Source organism: Winogradskyella eckloniae, from assembly GCF_013249045.1.
Lineage (GTDB): Bacteria > Bacteroidota > Bacteroidia > Flavobacteriales > Flavobacteriaceae > Winogradskyella > Winogradskyella eckloniae.
The window spans coordinates 307,222-325,947 of sequence record NZ_JABRWP010000002.1 but is presented as its reverse complement, the minus strand read 5'-3'; the positions used below and the strand labels follow the sequence as shown (position 1 = coordinate 325,947).

The 18,726-nt window shown below is 32.4% G+C and carries 18 protein-coding genes; 7 read left to right on the top strand and 11 right to left on the bottom strand.

Annotated features, from left to right (window positions below; all coding sequences use genetic code 11):
- The first annotated feature begins 28 nt into the window (after positions 1 to 28).
- Positions 29 to 1,561, top strand: coding sequence for a carboxypeptidase-like regulatory domain-containing protein (locus HNV08_RS04380; protein ID WP_173279952.1), 1,533 nt, complete (start codon positions 29 to 31; stop codon positions 1,559 to 1,561).
- Here the strand turns inward: HNV08_RS04380 and HNV08_RS04375 are convergent.
- The 5 genes from HNV08_RS04375 to HNV08_RS04355 form a co-directional block, all read right to left on the bottom strand.
- A complete protein-coding gene (locus HNV08_RS04375) occupies positions 1,558 to 2,817 on the bottom strand; it encodes a POTRA domain-containing protein (protein WP_173279951.1) in 1,260 nt (419 codons plus the stop codon). The genes HNV08_RS04380 and HNV08_RS04375 overlap by 4 nt on opposite strands.
- Complete coding sequence (locus tag HNV08_RS04370) at positions 2,814 to 3,542, bottom strand: hypothetical protein (protein ID WP_173279950.1); 729 nt, start codon at positions 3,540 to 3,542, stop codon at positions 2,814 to 2,816. The genes HNV08_RS04375 and HNV08_RS04370 overlap by 4 nt, the downstream gene beginning before the upstream one ends.
- Positions 3,539 to 4,546: a glycoside hydrolase family 113 gene (locus tag HNV08_RS04365; protein WP_173279949.1), complete on the bottom strand. Its 1,008-nt coding sequence runs from the start codon at positions 4,544 to 4,546 to the stop codon at positions 3,539 to 3,541. The genes HNV08_RS04370 and HNV08_RS04365 overlap by 4 nt, the downstream gene beginning before the upstream one ends.
- Positions 4,547 to 4,657: 111 nt before the next feature.
- On the bottom strand, positions 4,658 to 5,527 hold the full coding sequence (locus HNV08_RS04360; RefSeq protein WP_173279948.1) for a transporter family protein: 870 nt from the start codon (positions 5,525 to 5,527) through the stop codon (positions 4,658 to 4,660).
- 67 nt (positions 5,528 to 5,594) lie between these two features.
- Complete coding sequence (locus tag HNV08_RS04355; protein WP_173279947.1) at positions 5,595 to 6,305, bottom strand: DUF547 domain-containing protein; 711 nt, start codon at positions 6,303 to 6,305, stop codon at positions 5,595 to 5,597.
- A gap of 167 nt (positions 6,306 to 6,472) precedes the next feature.
- Here HNV08_RS04355 and HNV08_RS04350 point away from each other — a divergent pair, with 167 nt between their 5' ends.
- From HNV08_RS04350 to HNV08_RS04325, 6 genes are all read left to right on the top strand, one after another.
- Entirely contained in the window at positions 6,473 to 7,777 is a 1,305-nt protein-coding gene (locus HNV08_RS04350) for an NAD(P)/FAD-dependent oxidoreductase (protein ID WP_173279946.1), read from the top strand.
- A 2-nt stretch (positions 7,778 to 7,779) separates the two neighbouring features.
- Complete coding sequence (locus HNV08_RS04345; protein ID WP_173279945.1) at positions 7,780 to 9,369, top strand: 4Fe-4S binding protein; 1,590 nt, start codon at positions 7,780 to 7,782, stop codon at positions 9,367 to 9,369.
- Positions 9,369 to 10,196, top strand: a complete 828-nt coding sequence (locus tag HNV08_RS04340; RefSeq protein WP_241697172.1) for a toxin-antitoxin system YwqK family antitoxin — start codon at positions 9,369 to 9,371, stop codon at positions 10,194 to 10,196. Before HNV08_RS04345 ends, HNV08_RS04340 begins: the two co-directional genes overlap by 1 nt.
- Positions 10,196 to 10,885 carry a glycosyltransferase family 2 protein gene (locus HNV08_RS04335; RefSeq protein ID WP_173279944.1) on the top strand — a complete coding sequence of 230 codons (690 nt, stop codon included), beginning with the start codon at positions 10,196 to 10,198 and terminating at the stop codon, positions 10,883 to 10,885. The genes HNV08_RS04340 and HNV08_RS04335 overlap by 1 nt, the downstream gene beginning before the upstream one ends.
- A gap of 56 nt (positions 10,886 to 10,941) precedes the next feature.
- Positions 10,942 to 12,375: a cellulose synthase family protein gene (locus tag HNV08_RS04330; RefSeq protein ID WP_194241976.1), complete on the top strand. Its 1,434-nt coding sequence runs from the start codon at positions 10,942 to 10,944 to the stop codon at positions 12,373 to 12,375.
- 62 nt (positions 12,376 to 12,437) lie between these two features.
- Positions 12,438 to 13,760 carry a mannosyltransferase gene (locus HNV08_RS04325; RefSeq protein ID WP_394353391.1) on the top strand — a complete coding sequence of 441 codons (1,323 nt, stop codon included), beginning with the start codon at positions 12,438 to 12,440 and terminating at the stop codon, positions 13,758 to 13,760.
- Positions 13,761 to 13,795: 35 nt separating this feature from the next.
- On the opposite strand, the gene HNV08_RS04320 is transcribed toward HNV08_RS04325, so the two are convergent.
- The 6 genes from HNV08_RS04320 to speB form a co-directional block, all read right to left on the bottom strand.
- Positions 13,796 to 14,170, bottom strand: coding sequence for a hypothetical protein (locus HNV08_RS04320; protein ID WP_173279943.1), 375 nt, complete (start codon positions 14,168 to 14,170; stop codon positions 13,796 to 13,798).
- A 246-nt stretch (positions 14,171 to 14,416) separates the two neighbouring features.
- Positions 14,417 to 14,830: a VOC family protein gene (locus tag HNV08_RS04315; RefSeq protein ID WP_173279942.1), complete on the bottom strand. Its 414-nt coding sequence runs from the start codon at positions 14,828 to 14,830 to the stop codon at positions 14,417 to 14,419.
- Positions 14,831 to 14,905: 75 nt separating this feature from the next.
- Positions 14,906 to 15,232, bottom strand: a complete 327-nt coding sequence (locus tag HNV08_RS04310; protein ID WP_173279941.1) for a hypothetical protein — start codon at positions 15,230 to 15,232, stop codon at positions 14,906 to 14,908.
- A 44-nt stretch (positions 15,233 to 15,276) separates the two neighbouring features.
- Positions 15,277 to 16,806: a carbon-nitrogen hydrolase family protein gene (locus HNV08_RS04305; protein ID WP_173279940.1), complete on the bottom strand. Its 1,530-nt coding sequence runs from the start codon at positions 16,804 to 16,806 to the stop codon at positions 15,277 to 15,279.
- Between the two features lie 2 nt (positions 16,807 to 16,808).
- Complete coding sequence (locus HNV08_RS04300) at positions 16,809 to 17,786, bottom strand: deoxyhypusine synthase family protein (protein ID WP_173279939.1); 978 nt, start codon at positions 17,784 to 17,786, stop codon at positions 16,809 to 16,811.
- Complete coding sequence (gene speB / locus HNV08_RS04295) at positions 17,776 to 18,717, bottom strand: agmatinase (protein ID WP_173279938.1); 942 nt, start codon at positions 18,715 to 18,717, stop codon at positions 17,776 to 17,778. Before speB ends, HNV08_RS04300 begins: the two co-directional genes overlap by 11 nt.
- Positions 18,718 to 18,726: the final 9 nt, after the last annotated feature.

Here is an 18,726-nt window from a genome sequence, read left to right as displayed (position 1 = left end):
GGCTGAACACCAATCAATTATCAACTCAATGAAAATCAATCAAATCATTATTGCGTTTGTAGTCTTTACGATATCGCAATCTTACGGACAGCACACTTTTTCTTCAAAATTATTAAATTCTAAAACGGAGCAACCCATTCCTTTTGCAACCATTCAGTTCAATGCCAAGTCTGGAGTCATTAGTAATGACAATGGCGAATTTAGCATCACTATTAAACGACATCTTAAAGCTGATGACTCTTTAGTTATTAGTTGTTTAGGCTATGAAGAAAAGCGAATTTCACTCTTAAATTATAACCATGCTACTATCTACCTAATACCACAAAGTGTAGATTTATCTGAAGTTTTAGTCACTAACAAATCTTACACCATTGATGAGATTTTAGATAAGATAAAAGAAGGGCTTGCTACGAATTACGATTATGACTATGCCAAACGCAAGTTATTTTTTAGACAATCTTATTATACAAATATAGATAAGCACAACGTGCATTTAGAGAAATCTACAATTCCAGAATTTAACCAACATCTTATTGATAGTTTAATCACTATTATGCCCAAAACCATTGCAGACCACACTGAAATTTTAGGCGAACTTTACGGAAAAATTGAGCCTAAATCTTATCAGAAAATGGAAATTCTAAAAGCGTGCCAGCTTTACGATTCATCTGCTGATCTCAACTTTAACAACTATGAAGAACGCTTTAATGCTATTTTTAGAAAATATGTAAAACGCGATTCTTACTTTAAGATAAAATCGGGATGGTTTGGTGCTAAAGAAGAAATTGACTCGTCTTTGTTTGGCGATAAAAACGAGAAAGAAAAAGTTGTTACAGACGCTATGGTCGACGCCCAAAAGAAAAAGGACTCTCTAAAAAAATTAGGGTTTTTGAACTGGAAAAAAATGATGGTTCATAATTTTGAAAACAATAATTTTATTGATGAAGACAATGACCTCAACTTTATTCATAAATCTAATCGTTATGAGTTTGAAGTTTCAGATTATGCTTATATGGACGACATGTTTGTTTATGAAATAGATTTTAAACCCAAACGCAGTGAAGATTATTTTGGCACCATGTACGTTAACACAGAGGATTTTGCTATAGTGCGCGTAGATTATAAAAACATAAAACCTTTAAGTAAGTTTTCTATACTTGGCATTTCCATGAATAAGTACTTAAAAGAAGGCACTATTATTTTTCAGAAAAACGAAAACGAAAAGTACACCCTAAAATATAGAGATGAAACTTTTGGAGAAAAAACAGGAATTAAGCGACCTATAAAAATCGTAGAAAAAAACAAAAATGTAAAAGGCAGACGTAAACAAAATGAATTAAAAGCAGACCTCCATTTTATAATTAGAAATATTGAAAAAACAGAACTCGTCGTTTTTGAAACTGATTTGTTATCTGAAGCGGACTATCATAATTTTAAAGAAAAAACACTTGTTTTACCGACTAAGCTAAGTCAATATAATCCTGAATTCTGGAAAGGTCATAACATTATTGAACCAAATAATGCTATAAAAAAGTTTAAAGCCTTACCAGCTGAAGATTAAAAATACTGGCCAATACCAAAAACTAATCCATTGGTAGCATCTGGCGTTATCCCATTACCATAGTCTATTCTAAATATGGCATTAAATATTTTTTTATGAATAAAACGCAATCCTACACCTGGATATACACGTATGTTTTGAGAATCTGAAAAATCGCCAAAATTACCACCAGGATTTCGCCAAGTACCAGCATCAATAAACACATTACCTTGTAGCGAAAACCATTTTTTTTCGAATAGCGTATGTCTGTATTCTGTGTTTAATACTATTGCTGCTGTACCTCTATCAATGGTATTGCCAACACCTCTTAAATTGATATTATTATCTACGGAAAAAGGAGCAAAAGGTGTTTCATTATTGGTAGCCATCCCAATTCTCAATCGATTCGCCCAATTGCCATGTGTACCTAAACGTTTGTAAAATAAAAAATCATTCCATGCAATGAGAAACTCTGGTAAGGAATCATCTCGTGTGGTTACATATTGAAAATTAAGAATACTTCTAAAACCTTCTACATATTGATAATCGTAATTAAGGTTATTGTATTCATAAATAAGTTTATACAATAACTTATGGACTCTCAAAGCTCGAGGAACATTAGGACTCGTCGCTCCAGATTTATATTGGTAATCTTCTGTAAAATAATTAATTCCTAATTCAAAACGGTTAGTAAAATTTAATTGATATAAACCTAATACTTCAAAAGACGTATTGTTGTATTTATAATCGGCTGTTTTATTATCAAAAAATATAGGTTCTTGAGTCGTTAAATCTTGATAATTCATTGCCAAACCTAAAGATCTACCAAACAAATAAGGCGCTCTAAAGTTTACTGCATACGAACTATAAATGTCTTTTTGATAAAAGCCACCAAATGTAATATTCTGACCTAGTAAATTAAATTCATACAATCCTAAACGGTAAGCAAACTCATCTTCATTGGTCGTATAAATATTAGCAGAAGGGATTATAGTAAAGTTTTCTTCAATATTGTAAAACACATTGTATTCATCCTTGCCTTCTGCAGGAAACACTTGATAATACGCATGTGCAATTGAAGGCAATCGTTTTAATAATTTTATATCTTCTTCTATCACAGAAGAATCTAATACTACACCAGATTTAATATTAGATATTTTTTTTACAAAAGACGATTTTAGTTTTTTATTCCCTTGAATTTTGAGGTCAACCACTTTGCTTTGTGCGTAACTAAAGCAAGAAAAACAAACAAAAAGCAACGTTAATAGTCTAATCATTGTGCAGTAAATTGAGAAACAAAAATTTCATTAATCCAGTTATCTTCACTAACATCCATTATGGTCATTTTGTAAGTTTCGCCGAGAACTAAATCTGGAGGTGTTCCGTTTGTAATATTTAAAACCACATTAGCAGTGTTATAATATTGAAATTGCGTTTCAAAAGTATACGTACCTGACCATAAATCATTGTCAATTGTAGATAGAACTTCAAAAAAGATGGCATTATTTTCTTCAGAATTAACATTCCAGGTAAACAGTGGCATTAGAGAAGTGTCCTGATTAATTGAAATTTGCGTAGCGTATAATGTGGGTTGCGTAATATGTTTTATTCTAATAGGATTAGATAGTTTTATCTCACCATCTAACTCAAAAGATACTATAAACCAGCGCTCTTCATTAAAATGTCCTTCAAACTTACGTAAGTAGCCATTAAACACAGCTATATCATCTAAAACAATGCGGTTATAATTTAATATGTCGTTTGGATCTACAGCACTACTCGATGTTTCAAACAGACCAAAATTAGAAGCACCACTTTCTGGATAAAAGAATATTTCTACGCTATTTGTGTTATCTTCCATGCTACCAGCACAAGCGATAACTGCACCATTTTCTACGGTTCTGTTTTCTAAATAGTCACTCAAACTATTCTCATCCTTCACATCATCAGTATTACAAGATGCAAATAATAGGAGTACAACGAAACACTTTATTATTTTCATTTATTTGATTTATAGTAAGCTTTTATCACAGCTTCTGCAGGTTTATTTTGCGGTGTAAATCTCGAATTCTCTTCACCACCAACTTCGTGATGTCTATGAAACCATTTCCATACAAAACCACCTGCAAACCATGGCTCTTTCCAAAAGGTCTCATACAATGCCTTAGTTGTATTTACTTGTGCTTGTAAATTAACATCGTCCATCTCCATATCTGAAGCCCAAGGTTCTCTTCCAGCAAAATCAACACTTCTATATCCATATTCTGTAAACAATATAGGCTTATTATAGGTTTTAGAGAGATTTTCAATGACTGGTTTATGTACTTTCCAACCTTCAATACAATCTTCTACAGTGGGTGTTTTGAGATCACTTACAGGAAAATAGGCATCTACACCTATATAATCTAACTTATCCCAAAATGGTGTTCTTTTAAATTCATCCCAATTTGCCGCATAGGTTAATTTACCGTTATATATGGTCTTAATGTCTGCAATTAAATCAATCCAATATTGAGGTCTATGCTCTACAAACAACTCTAATTCTGTTCCAATACAAAGAATTTCAGCATTCACATCTTTTGCTAATTGCGCATATAGTAAAATAAAACTAGTATAGGTTTCCTCTAAAATTTTCCAGTTTTCTTCAGAAGACATTTTAATAAGACCCGTAAATTCACCTCGTCTCACCCAAATTTGAGGTTTTATCATTACTTTAATCTCTTTTTTTCTGAGTTCTTCTATATATTGCTTTGTACCAGGTTGGGTTTCGCCATACCATTGCCTATTTGTATTATGCTGAATGTTGGGATGATCTAAATCTCTAATAAACCCAAATGGCATTACAGCCGCATAATTAGCATTTACTTCTACTATGGGATTAACATTAGTTTCGTCAATAATATCTCTTGAAGCTACAAAACTTACACCATTAATTTTTTCGGATTGACTTGTACAAGAATGCATTGCAAAACTCAAAAAAATGACTAGGTATTGATACAGCTTCATATATATTAATATTGTATTTCTAAATATAGAAAAGATCCCGTTGATACTGAAATAAATTCAGCACAAGAAACGGGATTTCTTCTAATATGCGTTGTCAATAAAAACAAAGGCCTAAAACAAGGCTCTTAAACCTACATTAAATGTTTGGCCTAACCCTGTATTATTTCCTCGTACAAAATTGGTATAAAGTGTTTCTATATTTAATTCCTTTGTTAATTGATATTTAAAACCACCACCTAACGCTGTAAAATCTTGTTCAAAATCATTACCTGTATCAATGCGTTGAGAATGTTGAGCCAAAGCTAATACTGTAAACTTATCACTAGGAAAATAACTTAGAAAAACACCTGGTGTTAAATTAAGACTGTTGTTAGCAAAGCTATCTTCTTTTTTACCAAAATTATACTCGGTATTCAACTCAGTAAAAATTTGCCAATCACCACTAGGAAAAGTGTAATCATAGAAAAATCTATTCTGAAAAATAAATCCCTTCTGGTCTAAAAATACACCATCTTCAGATTCGTTATCTACTAATGGAATATGAAAAGCAGATTGAATTGTAAAGTTAGATACATTTTTAAACGGATTAAATTTTACAGCAGGTGCAAAAGAGGTAAATCCCGAACGTGCAGTACCTGTTTCGCCATCAAAAGAAAATACATCTAAAGCGTCTCTATCTGCGATAACATTAGATCTAAATTCTAAAAGTAATCCTACATTGAACTTACTGTTTTCAGACACACCTGTAAACACATCTACAGTCGATGTAAAAAAGGTTTGTCTTGGTTCTTTACCATCACTAAATGTACTTTCGGTTTGCGTATATAGGTTATTAAACCATTTAATATCCCATTGTCCTTTATCTAGTAATTTTGAAGGCGTATATTCTTGTATTACACTTTTTTGCGATTCTTCGTCTTCTTGCGAAAATCCTAGACATGTAACCATCATTACTAGGATTGATAAACTAATTTTTTTCATTGCTTTTTTTTGTTGATTAATATTTAAGATTAAGTTAATTTTTGGGATCTTTCGTTCTAAAGAGATTTTATTGTTTGTTCAAATTCCAGTTATATGTGAAATAACTTAACTTAAAGTTATCAGGAATTTTTTCTGTTCTATATTTATTTATAAACTCAATTTCGGTAATGCCATCCATAGTAAAATCCTCTTTATACCATTTCATAATTTCAGAAGCTTCTACTTTTTTCTTTTTTGTATTCACTTTAAGAAAACTACCATTTAAGGCTTTTACAGTTTGATTTTCTAATTGAGTTTCTAAAGTACTTGGTAAATAGGCCTTGTTGATTAATGGTGGACAACCTACAGCACCACAAACCAACACAAAATGAAAACGTGCATCTTTAAATTTTGCTCTTAACAACTTATGCTCTATATCATTTAATGTAATGTCTTTACCTGCTAATTTATAAGTGGTTTTATCAAAAAAACCAGAATTATCTAAAGGCGATTTCGTCGGATAATTATCTATAATGCCCTTAATAACTGAAATATTATAGGCGTTAATCCAAAAGGCTTTATAATTATTGGCATCCGTACTTTTTACGGAAATAGAACTGGCTATTTTTAAAAGTTCATCTAATTCAGATTGGTCTTTATGTATAGACGCATAGTCAACTTTGCCTTTAGATACATGCTTACCTAAAAACAAATTGGTTTGCGTAAAAAACAAATCTAAGTCTTGTGCAGATACACTTAAGCTAACGAGTAATGTAAGTATTAAACTAATTTTTTTCATGTTTAAGGGAATATTTTGTTCATCAATTGCACCCTAGGTCGTACAAAAATCTTAACACTTACAAACACTAAAACCCAAAAACACTATTTAAATTCTTTCTAAATAAAGCGCACATATTAAGTTATTACCTTTAGCTTCGACAGACCTCTTAACTAACAACAAAAAACATGGAGCATATTGTGATCATTGGCAACGGCATTTCAGGCGTTACTTTAGCCAGACATATAAGAAAGCTATCTGATAAAAAGATAACAATTATCTCAGCAGAAACAGATTATTTCTTTTCGCGTACAGCATTAATGTATGTGTATATGGGACACATGAAATTTGAACACACACAACCTTACGAAAACTGGTTTTGGAAAAAAAACAGAATTGAATTAAAAAAAGGTTACGTAAAAAACGTTGAAACCAAATCTAAAACACTTCATTTTGCCGAAGGAGATACGATGCAATATGACAAATTGATTATTGCAACAGGAAGTAAACCTAACAAATTTGGTTGGCCAGGTCAAGACCTTAATGGTGTTATGGGTATGTACCACAAACAAGATTTAGAAAACCTAGAAAAACATGCTCCTAATAATAAAGTTTGTAATCGTGCCGTAATCGTTGGTGGTGGATTAATAGGCATTGAATTAGCAGAAATGTTGAATTCTAGACGTATTCCGGTTACCTTTCTAGTAAGAGAAGATAGTTTCTGGAATGGTGTTTTACCACAAGGTGAAAGTGAGATGATTAATAGACATATAAAAAATCATCATATAGATTTGAGGCTCTCAACCAATTTAAAAGAAATAAAATCTGACGAAAACGGAAACGTTAAATCTGTCATTATTGAAGAAACAGGAGAAGAAATCCCTTGTAATGTGGTAGGATTAACTGCTGGAGTGACGCCTAACATCGATTTCTTAAAAGGTTCAGAAATTGAATTAGGACGAGGTGTAAAAGTGAATCGTTTTTTAGAAACCAACATTTCAGATGTATATGCAATTGGTGATTGCGCTGAACAACATGAAGCTATAGGCAACCGAAGACCCATCGAAGCCGTTTGGTACACAGGCCGAATGATGGGAGAAACTTTAGCCCAAACCATCTGTGGCAATAAAATAGAATACAAACCTGGACATTGGTTTAACTCAGCAAAGTTTATGGATATTGAATATCAAACGTATGGTTGGGTATTTGGAGAACGCGGACGCCCAAAACACGAAAAACATTTTCATTGGAAACACAGTGACGATACAAAATGTATTACTGTAGCGTACCACAAAGACACCAAAGCATTTTTAGGCATCAATACCTTTGGTATACGAATGCGCCATGAAACTTTTGATACATGGTTAACAGAAAAACGCGATATCGATTATGTGATGCATCATTTATCTGAAGCGAATTTTGACCCAGAGTTTTATTCAAAATTCGAAAACGAAATTTTAAAAGCCTACAACAACCAACTACAAACCGCTTAATTATGAGTAATAAATTAAACCACAGTATGTCTTTAGCCAAACCAGATGCTTTAGATATAACAACAAAACAAAAAATAGCTTTAGCAACAGGTCTTATTGGCTTGTTCATTTTAGTATTAGCTTTGTTTAATACTAATTTCCCTAATAAAGCCTTTTTCTTATCGCTTTCATTAGGCTTAATTGCGGTTGGTATAATAGTATATGCCAGAGATGCTTATTTAACTAAATTAGAAGGTATAAAAAATGATGGTGTTTGGTTTAAATCCATTTCCTCACGAGGCGTTTGGGGTTGGATTGTAGGTGTCATTTTAACTACATTTTATATTGTCCTTTATTTCTTTCCTGAATATTTAGGACTAGGCTCAGATGGTAAAGCAAACACAGGATTAATAGGGTTATTTGATCCTTTAAGCGTACTTTTAAGTGATAGAAACGCCAGTCAATGGTTTGTTTATGGTACATTGTATACGGTTGCAATTTTAGCTTTTGGGTATAAGTTTATTTTAAAATACAGACATAACCGTTACCAACAGATTCGTACAGTTTCTGTTATGTTTTTTCAATTAGGTTTTGCCTTTTTGATTCCAGAATTTATGTACGTTATGAATAAGGACTTACCATATTACGACCTAAAAAGTATTTGGCCGCTTAACTATTATATTTTTGATGAATGGTCGGTAAACGGTTTTCTTTCTAATGGCAACATAGGATTGGCGCTTTTACTTTTTGGTATCATATCTATATTCGTAATTACACCAATTCTGACGTACAAATATGGAAAGCGTTGGTATTGTTCTTGGGTTTGTGGTTGTGGCGGATTGGCAGAAACGGCTGGTGATTCGTTTAGACAATTATCGTCTAAAAAAATGTCTGCTTGGAAAATAGAGCGATGGTTAATCCACACGGTCTTAGTATTTTCTGTAGTAATGACAACCGCAATGATTTATACTTATCTAGGTTATGACAAAAATGACTTTTGGCTAACTAGAGGTATATTTATAAGCTTAGTTATTGGCTTTTTAACATTAGTATTTGCAGCTGTCATGTATTTTAAAAGACAAGAATTGGGCAAAGACGCAAAGTATGGTGCCATAGGTTTTTTCATTGTAATTGCCTTATTACTCATAATGCATTTTACTGGCACAACAGATCAAATTTTTTACATAAAAGCAGGTGCTTTGCGTTCTACTTATGGCATTTATATTGGCTCTATCTTTTCAGGTGTTATAGGTACTGGTTTCTACCCTATTTTAGGAAGTCGCTCTTGGTGTCGATTTGGTTGTCCTATGGCAGCAATTCTAGGGTTTCAACAACGATTGTTTTCTAAATTTAGAATTACTACCAATGGTGGACAATGTATTTCTTGTGGTAATTGCTCTAACAGTTGCGAAATGGGAATAGATGTACGTGCCTATGCACAAAAAGGAGAGAATATAGTACGCTCTAGCTGTGTAGGTTGTGGTGTCTGTTCTGCTGTTTGCCCAAGAGGTGTACTAAAATTAGAAAATGATTCTATGAAAGGACGTATTAATCCTACTGAAATTTTACTTGGTAATGATGTTGATTTAATGGATTTAGTAAACCAAAACTAATGCGACTTTTTCTATTTCTTTTTATGGTGTCTTCTGTGGCGTTTGGTCAAAAAAATTACGCAGAACATTTCTATGACAATGGCAACACAAGTGATAAAGGTTGGCTACAAGATAATGTAAAAGTAGACTATTGGTACTTTTATTATACAAATGGTCAACTCAAAAAACGTGGTGCTTTTATAAATGGTAAAGAGAACGGATTTTGGAAATTTTACGATTCAAACGGAAATACTGAAGCTTTTGGCTACTTCAAAAATGGCTTAAAAATAAAGCATTGGAAAACATATTCTAACAATAAACTTTTAGAAGAAGGGCATTACAATAATGGCAAACGCTCAAAGTATTGGAAATTTTATTTCCCAAACGGCAGGTTAAAGTCTACCGGACATTTTTTAGACAACCTTAAAACAGCGTATTGGAAAACGTATTACAACAATGGCAAACTTAAAAATGAAGGTCAGTATTTAAATGATAAACAAACAGGATACTGGCGGTTTTTTTATGATAATGGTCAAATTGAAAAAGTTGGCGACTATAAGTTAGGAAAACTCAATAGCTATTGGCAATTTTACAGCCGCAAAGGAACAAAAACCTCAGAAGGTCATTTTGTGAATGGAAAAAAAGACAGTTGGTGGTTATTTTATGACGAAAACGAAAAAATTAACCACAAGTGTCAGTTAACAAACAATAAAAAAAATGGATATTGCCTCATGTATAAAGATGAAAAATTAATATCTGCTTCAAGATATTCTAAAGGAAAAAAACTTAAAGAATGGACAGATTTAAAATCATTTAAAAGAGACAATAAACTTTCAGATTTAAAATAATGTCCAATATATCAGTAATAATTCCTGCTTATAATGAAGAAGAATCAATTCCTCTTGTTATAAATGACATTCCTTCTATTGTAAACGAGATTATAGTAGTTAGTAATAACTCAACAGACAATACGGAAATCAATGCTAAAAATGCTGGTGCAACTGTATTAGTAGAAAACCAAAAAGGATATGGTTTTGCCTGCTTAAAAGGCATGGATTATATTTCTAAGCAAGAAATTAAGCCAGACATTGTTGTTTTTATAGATGGCGATTATAGTGATTATCCTGAAGAACTAACTAAAATAGTGCAGCCCATTATAGAAGAAGACATTGATTTTGTTGTTGGTTCTAGAGTAAAAGAATTGCGCGAAGTTGGCGCCATGACAAAACCTCAAATTTTTGGTAACTGGTTAGCTACCAACTTAATGAGATTATTTTTTGGCTCAACCTTTACTGACTTAGGACCATTTAGAGCAGTGAAGTACAACACACTGTTAGGCTTAAACATGGAAGACAAAACCTATGGTTGGACCGTAGAAATGCAACTCAAAGTTTTAAAACAAAAATTAAGTTATAGAGAAATTCCTGTAAATTACAGAAACAGAATAGGCGTCTCAAAAGTTTCTGGTACGATAAAAGGTGCTATCTTTGCTGGTGTAAAAATCTTGACTTGGATTTTTAAATATAGTTTTAAGTGATATACCTTCAATACACCATAATTGTAATTTACACTATTGCCATAGTACTGATTTTTATGTATGCTTTGGCTCAGTTAAACCTGCTTTATAATTACTTGTCTTCTAAACGGAAGCGAGAAAATTGTGAAACTTTCGATTTTTCAAATTCAGAAGAAATTCCATTTGTTACCATTCAGCTTCCTGTGTTTAACGAAATGTATGTAATGGAACGCTTATTAGATAATATTGCGTTGCTAGAATACCCAAGAGAAAAATTAGAAATACAGGTTTTGGATGATTCTACAGATGAAACTGTAAAAACCACAAAAGCGCACATAGAACAACTTGCCAAAACCGGTTTAGACATTAAACATATTACCAGAACCAATCGTACTGGTTTTAAAGCTGGTGCACTTAAAGAAGGTTTAGAAATAGCAAAAGGAGAATTTATTGCCATTTTTGATGCCGATTTTTTACCACAACCTAACTGGCTTAAACGTACAATTCCATTTTTTAAGAATGATAAAATTGGTGTTGTACAAACGCGTTGGGGACACATAAATAGAAACTACTCTATCCTTACTAAAATACAAGCATTTGCTTTAGATGCTCATTTTACATTAGAACAAGTTGGCAGAAACAGTAAAGGCCATTTTATTAATTTTAATGGAACAGCTGGTGTTTGGAGAAAAGCATGTATTCTCGATGCCGGAAATTGGGAAGGTGATACTCTTACAGAAGATTTAGATCTAAGTTACAGAGCGCAACTAAAAAATTGGGAATTTAAATATTTAGAAGATGTAGAAACACCTGCAGAACTACCAATTGTTATCAGTGCTGCGCGTTCACAGCAATTTCGTTGGAATAAAGGTGGTGCAGAAAACTTCAGAAAAATGCTATGGCGCGTTGTAAAGTCTAATAATATTTCTGCTAAAACTAAAGTTCATGGGTTACTTCACTTATTAAATAGCTCTATGTTTTTAAGCATCTTTATTGTTGCTATTTTGAGTATTCCTATGTTGTATATAAAAAATGAATATGCACATTTAAGAAACTATTTTTATATAATGAGTTTCTTTGTAATGAGTACAATAATATTCTTTGTTTGCTACTGGTTTATGTACAAAAATATTTATGGCAGCGGCTTTAAACGATTTTTTGGTTACATCGGAATGTTCTTTACCTTTTTCTCCATTGCCATGGGATTTTCATTACACAATTCTATTGCTGTTATTGAAGGGCATATTGGTAAAAAAAGTGAATTTGTACGTACACCAAAATTCAATATTAAAAAATTCAAAGACAACTGGAAAAACAATAAGTACTTACGTAAAAAAGTATCACCACATGTTATTATCGAAGGCCTTTTAATGCTGTACTTTGCTTTTGGGATGTATAGTGCCTTTATTGTGGGTGACCAAGGTGGCGATTTTGGATTATTTCCGTTTCACTTAATGCTCTTTATAGGATTTTCTTATGTGTTTTTTAAATCACTCACATCTAAGGTGTGATTGCAAATTGGAAATATCACAAAATCCCCTTTCTATTTTTTATTTTAAGTAGCATTTTTTATGTGGGTTTTGCTTATGATTTAGTCCGTAGTGATACCTCAAAATTAATATTACTGTACGTTACACTCTTTGCATTTACTTTTCAAATTATAAAGTCGGCAAAATTCAAGTTTAAGACATTAGTTCTTTTCTCTGTAATATTTCGGTTATTATTTTTATTTGCCATTCCTAATTTATCGCAAGATTTTTATCGTTTTATTTGGGATGGACGTATAATTTTAAATGGCCTAAATCCTTATCTCTACAAACCAAACTCATTTATAGAAAACGGTGTATTTCCTATAGCAGACACACAAGAGTTATTTAATGGCATGGGAAGTTTAAGTGCGTCGCATTTTACAAATTATCCGCCAATAAATCAACTTTGTTTTGTGGTAGCAAATCTATTTCCTGGGCAAAGTATTTTGAGCTCAGTTATTGGTCTAAGACTTATAATTATTGCTGCTGACATTGGTACCTTATATTTTGGAAAAAAGCTTTTAGAACGACTAAAATTACCGTCTAATAATATCTTCTGGTACATTTTAAATCCGTTTATCATTATTGAATTAACAGGGAACCTGCATTTTGAAGGTGTCATGATTTTCTTCCTTGTTTGGTCATTATACTTATTACATTCTGGCAAATGGAAATGGGCAGCTGTGGTTTTAGCCTGTTCTATTTCAGTAAAATTAATTCCATTGATGTTGTTGCCTTTGTTTTTTAACCATTTTAAAACGCCTCAAGAAGACAGCAAAACAACAAGGTTTTTAGACACCATCAAAAATCTAAATTTACCACGACTCATAGGTTTTTACAGTATTGTTATCGGTACTATTATTCTACTTTTTATTCCGTTTTTTTCAATGGAATTTGTAAATAATTATTCTAAAACTGTTGGTCTTTGGTTTGGAAATTTTGAATTTAATGCCAGTATTTATTATCTCGCCAGAGCTATAGGCTATGCAATAACGGGTTATAATGAAATTGCCATAATAGGAAAAATTTTACCTGTTATTTCGGTTCTATTCATATTGGGTTTTTCGTTTTTTAAAGACAATAGTTATTTCCCAAAACTGATTACATCCATGCTATTGGCGCTTACTTTGTATTTGTTTTTAAGTACAACGGTTCATCCTTGGTACATTGCAACGGTACTCCTATTAAGCGTGTTTACTAAATATAAATTCCCTATAGTTTGGTCTATAATTATTATATTAAGCTATGCCGCTTATGCTAACGATACGTTTTCTGAAAATTTATGGATTATTGGACTCGAATATTGTATTGTATTTTCTGTATTTATTTGGGAAGTTGTATTAAAAAAAAGACTGCTAGTTGCCTAGCAGTCCAATCTTAACTCTTGTTATAAATAATGGTTTTAAATCTTTTTTACTTCTAATATTTTAAAGCTCTCAAACGTTTCTATATAACCGTTATCGTCTTCTTCTTCATATTCTGTGACCTCATAAGTAATTTGAAAACGCTTACCAATCATATCATTAGATTTTAAGTTCACAGCTTTTAAAGCGGCCTCAGAAATTTCTGTAAAGAACATTGTCATCTCACTATCTGGATCATCCTTATCCTCTAGGACAATAAAGGCATAACCATCTTCTGCATCATAACCATCAAAAGTAGCAGTTGTTGTTTCTTTTCGTTTTTCTTGCGTTTTAGTTTTTTTCACTAATAATGCATTTGCGCTAAATACTACAATTGAGAATATAAATACGAGTATAAATTGTTTGTTTTTCATGTTTGCTAAAAATTAAAAATCTTGTTTAAATTCCTTTGTTTAAATTTTAGATATAGACACCTCAATACGTGCAAGGTTTTGCAATCCTCGTAGTATCTATAACTAAATAATGTGTGGTTTTGGGAATTTGCTACCTCAAGCCCAAATGCTTTTAGAATATAACCTTAAGGCTATAATTACTGTAGCTATAATTGTAGAAGTTCTTTTTAGTCTAACTAACGTTTAGATTAAATTAAAAATTTGATTTTAAGCTTTAAAAACGTCTTTAGAATTTTTAAAGCTTTTAAATTCTAACATATAATCACTAGGATCCTTAATAAAAAAAGACAAATGCTCTCCTGGCTTATCTGACAAAAACGTGGTTTGTGTGACTACATTTAAGTTTAAATTTTTCAGTTTTTCATACAAGTCCTTCCAGTTGTCTTCATTGACAATAACACCAAAATGAAACGATGGCAACAACTTACCTTCAAATACATAATTGGGATTATTAAAATTGAATTTTTCGGCTTGAATAAATGTTATTTGGTGGCCAAATAAATTTACATCTAACCAATTTTTACCAGACCTTCCGCTAGAAGCTCCAATACTATTAATGTAGAAATTCTTAGTTTCTTTTACACTTACACACGGTAAAGAGACATGAAATGATGTTTCCATAATTCAACCATTTAAAATTACAACACTTTAATATACAGTAAATTACAAAAATATTCAAAAATTAGCAACTAAGATTTAACCAAAATCTTCGTCTTCAGCTCCAGGTTCTAATTCCGGATCTACGACTGCGTTTGGATCATCATCATCAAAATCTTCATAATCATCTTCATCATAATTTTCCATAGTCTGCTCTAGCTTTGTACTAACTTTAACTAAATACTTAGTATCTTCAGTTGTAACTTCAACAGCTTCTACAGTTTCATTCTTTGCATTTTTAAACGAAATTACATTTCCATCATCGTAGCCGTCAGGATATTTCTCCACAAGTAGTGCTAAAATTTCTGGTGTTAATTTTTTAAAATCAACTATAACTCGTTTTAAATGTGCGTCTTTCGGTTTCATTTTTTAATAATATTTCTAATGCTAATTTTTTTTAAATATAATACTTATTTGTTTACACGTACAACTTCATAAACATCTTTTCTTCTATCTTTTAAATTTTTTACAGCACCAAAAGCATGTAATTCTCGTAAAAGACTGAGGTCCACATCTGCTACCAAAATCATTTCGGTATTGGTCGTTGCTTCCGCTTTTATACCATTACTTGGAAACGAAAAATCACAAGGCGTAAACACGGCAGATTGTGCATATTGTATATCCATATTATTTACATTTGGCAAATTACCTACACTACCAGCAATGGCAACATAACACTCATTTTCCACTGCTCTTGCTTGCGCACATAGACGCACTCTAGAATATCCATTTTGCGTATCTGTTAAAAATGGTACAAATAAAATGTCCATACCTTCATCTGCTAATAACCTTGATAATTCTGGAAACTCCGAATCATAACAAATTAATATGCCTATTTTTCCTGCATCAGTTTCAAACGTTTTTAATTCATTTCCGCGTTGCATTCCCCAAACTTTAGCTTCATCTGGTGTGACATGGATTTTTTCATAGCGCTCTAAACTTCCATCTCTTCTGCATAAATAGCCTACATTATACAACACATCATCCACCAATTCTGGCATACTACCTGTAATGATATTTATATTGTACGAAATAGACAATTGCTGCATTTTTTCTACAATAACCTTAGTGTAACCTGCTAATTCTCTAATGGCTTGTGGCTCGTGCAAATGATTGTACTTTGCCATTAATGGCGCATTAAAAAACTCAGGAAACACGGCGAAATCTGAACGATATGCAGACACACTATCTACAAAATATTCTACTTGCTGCATCAACGCATCTAAATCTTTATAAGGACGCATTTGCCATTGAATAAGTCCTAATCTCACAACGGTTTTTATCGCTGAAGCGCGCTTGCTTTTTTTTGTATAATAAATATTATCCCATTCCATTAAAACAGCATATTCATTGGATGCTGTATCGCCTTCTAAATAGCCTTTTAACACGCGTACAGGATGAAAGTCATTTGAAATTTGAAAGTTTAAAACCGGATCATGTATTTCCTTTCGCTTTACCTTTTCAATGTATTCTTTAGGTGTAAATCCTTTGTGTTTATGGTAATTTGGCATTCGTCCACCAAAGACAATTCCTTTTAAATTAAGGGTTTCACAAATTTCTTTTCTGTAATCATATAAACGTCTTCCTAAACGTAATCCTCTGTATTCTGGTTTTATAAATACATCAATACCATAAAGTACATCGCCATTAGCATCGTGATTTTTAAATGTATCTCCTTTAATAATATCTGCATAGGTATGCTCATCATCTATACTGTCATAATCCACAATGAGAGACAATGCGCAACCTGCAATATTACCATCGATTTTTATAACCACTTGCCCTTGCGGAAAAATAGAAGTTAAACGTTCTATGTGATGTTTTTTCCAGTAGGAATCTAAAACGCCACCATAAGATTCTAAGGTTGCTGACTTTAATTCTTCAAAATCATCAACCGTTAGAAACTTTAATTCTATGTTGTCAATCTTTTGATTGTCCATGATTACATATCCAAGAGATAAGCAAAAATTAATGGTGCAACAATAGTAGCATCACTTTCTATGATGAACTTTGGTGTATTAATATCTAGCTTTCCCCAAGTTATTTTTTCGTTTGGTACTGCACCAGAATATGAACCATAACTTGTTGTACTATCACTAATCTGACAAAAATAACTCCAGAATGGTGTGTCTGTACGTTCCATATCTTGGTATAACATTGGCACTACACAAATTGGGAAATCGCCTGCAATTCCGCCTCCAATTTGAAAGAAACCAATACCATCTTTAGAATTATCTGTGTACCAATCTGCTAAAAATGTCATGTATTCTATACCAGATTTCATGGTACTTGCTTTTAACTCGCCTTTAAGTACGTAGCTTGCAAAAATGTTTCCCATGGTGCTATCTTCCCAACCAGGACAAACTATAGGTAAGTTTTTTTCTGCAGCAGCATACATCCAAGAATCTTTTAAATCTATTTCGTAATGCTCTTCTAAAACACCAGATAACAATAATTTGTACATATACTCATGTGGCAAATAGCGTTCGCCTTTAGCTTCAGCCTCTTTCCAAATTTTAACGATATGTTCTTGAATGCGTCTAAAAGCTTCTTCTTCTGGAATACAAGTATCTGTTACTCGGTTTAAGCCTTTCTCTAATAAATCCCACTCATCTTGAGGTGTTAAATCTCTATAATTTGGCACACGTTTGTAATGTGAATGCGCTACCAAATTCATGATATCTTCTTCTAAATTTGCACCTGTACAAGACACAATTTGAACTTTGTCTTGACGTATCATTTCTGCAAAAATCTTCCCTAATTCTGCAGTACTCATAGCACCAGCTAAAGACACTAACATCTTTGCTCCAGAATTTAATTGGTCTTCGTAGCCTTTTGCTGCATCAACTAAAGCAGCCGCATTAAAATGTAAATAATACTTTTCAATGAATTTTGAAATTTCGCCTTTATTAGTAGTCATCTTCTGTTTGGAATTTAGATTTTTTATGTCCTTGGTTATTTGCATCGTTGAAGTTACTTTCAAAAGCATCTTCACTATCTTCATTTTGAAACTTGTAACTTAACATTTTGTAATAGAGTTTTGCTGCTAAAAAGTCGGATGATTTTTCATTTTCATTCGGACATAATTCCACAATATCAAAACCAACCACATTCTTTTCTTCAAACACTTGTTTTAAGAATTCCAAAGTTTCATAATACAATAATCCTCCTGGTTCTGGTGTGCCAGTGCTTGGCATAATTGAAGGATCTAGTGCATCTAAATCGAATGTAATAAATACATTATCTGTCATTTGATCTATGGCAGAATCCATCCAGCTATCATCTTCTGCCATCTCGTGAGCAAAGTATGTTTTATCTTCGTCCATTACCGTCTTTTCAATGACATCCATAGAACGAATACCTACTTGAATTAAATTGGTAGTTTGACTCGCTTCATAAACAGCACAAGCATGGTTGCATTTAGAACCGTCATAACTTTCACGTAAATCTGCGTGTGCATCAATATGTAAGACAGTTAAGTCATCAAACATTTCATTGAATGCTCTAATAGTACCAATTGAAATAGAATGTTCGCCACCAAAAACAGTAACAAATTTATTTTTCTTGATGTATTTTTTTGTTGCTAAATGAACCGCTTCTACCATAGATTCTGGTGACGCGTTTTCTGTAACAGCATCTGCTAAGAATACACCTTGTTGGTAAACTTCAGAATCTGTTTCAATATCATAAAGTTCCATATTTGCAGAAGCATCTAAAAAAGCATCAGGCCCTTTATCTGCTCCTTTTTGCCAAGTACTTGTACCATCGTAAGGTACAGGAATTAGAACAATTTTAGCTGTTTCTAATTTTGCTAACTCATCTGGAATACCAGCGTAATTTTGTTTGTTCATAATCTTTTA

What these genes read in the sequence shown, in the direction of transcription:
- HNV08_RS04380 (WP_173279952.1), top strand. Translation starts at nt 29, where the DNA reads ATGAAAATCAATCAAATCATTATTGCGTTTGTAGTCTTTACGATATCG.
- HNV08_RS04375 (WP_173279951.1), bottom strand. Translation starts at nt 2,817, where the DNA reads ATGATTAGACTATTAACGTTGCTTTTTGTTTGTTTTTCTTGCTTTAGT.
- HNV08_RS04370 (WP_173279950.1), bottom strand. Translation starts at nt 3,542, where the DNA reads ATGAAAATAATAAAGTGTTTCGTTGTACTCCTATTATTTGCATCTTGT.
- HNV08_RS04365 (WP_173279949.1), bottom strand. Translation starts at nt 4,546, where the DNA reads ATGAAGCTGTATCAATACCTAGTCATTTTTTTGAGTTTTGCAATGCAT.
- HNV08_RS04360 (WP_173279948.1), bottom strand. Translation starts at nt 5,527, where the DNA reads ATGAAAAAAATTAGTTTATCAATCCTAGTAATGATGGTTACATGTCTA.
- HNV08_RS04355 (WP_173279947.1), bottom strand. Translation starts at nt 6,305, where the DNA reads ATGAAAAAAATTAGTTTAATACTTACATTACTCGTTAGCTTAAGTGTA.
- HNV08_RS04350 (WP_173279946.1), top strand. Translation starts at nt 6,473, where the DNA reads ATGGAGCATATTGTGATCATTGGCAACGGCATTTCAGGCGTTACTTTA.
- HNV08_RS04345 (WP_173279945.1), top strand. Translation starts at nt 7,780, where the DNA reads ATGAGTAATAAATTAAACCACAGTATGTCTTTAGCCAAACCAGATGCT.
- HNV08_RS04340 (WP_241697172.1), top strand. Translation starts at nt 9,369, where the DNA reads ATGCGACTTTTTCTATTTCTTTTTATGGTGTCTTCTGTGGCGTTTGGT.
- HNV08_RS04335 (WP_173279944.1), top strand. Translation starts at nt 10,196, where the DNA reads ATGTCCAATATATCAGTAATAATTCCTGCTTATAATGAAGAAGAATCA.
- HNV08_RS04330 (WP_194241976.1), top strand. Translation starts at nt 10,942, where the DNA reads ATGTATGCTTTGGCTCAGTTAAACCTGCTTTATAATTACTTGTCTTCT.
- HNV08_RS04320 (WP_173279943.1), bottom strand. Translation starts at nt 14,170, where the DNA reads ATGAAAAACAAACAATTTATACTCGTATTTATATTCTCAATTGTAGTA.
- HNV08_RS04315 (WP_173279942.1), bottom strand. Translation starts at nt 14,830, where the DNA reads ATGGAAACATCATTTCATGTCTCTTTACCGTGTGTAAGTGTAAAAGAA.
- HNV08_RS04310 (WP_173279941.1), bottom strand. Translation starts at nt 15,232, where the DNA reads ATGAAACCGAAAGACGCACATTTAAAACGAGTTATAGTTGATTTTAAA.
- HNV08_RS04305 (WP_173279940.1), bottom strand. Translation starts at nt 16,806, where the DNA reads ATGGACAATCAAAAGATTGACAACATAGAATTAAAGTTTCTAACGGTT.
- HNV08_RS04300 (WP_173279939.1), bottom strand. Translation starts at nt 17,786, where the DNA reads ATGACTACTAATAAAGGCGAAATTTCAAAATTCATTGAAAAGTATTAT.
- speB (WP_173279938.1), bottom strand. Translation starts at nt 18,717, where the DNA reads ATGAACAAACAAAATTACGCTGGTATTCCAGATGAGTTAGCAAAATTA.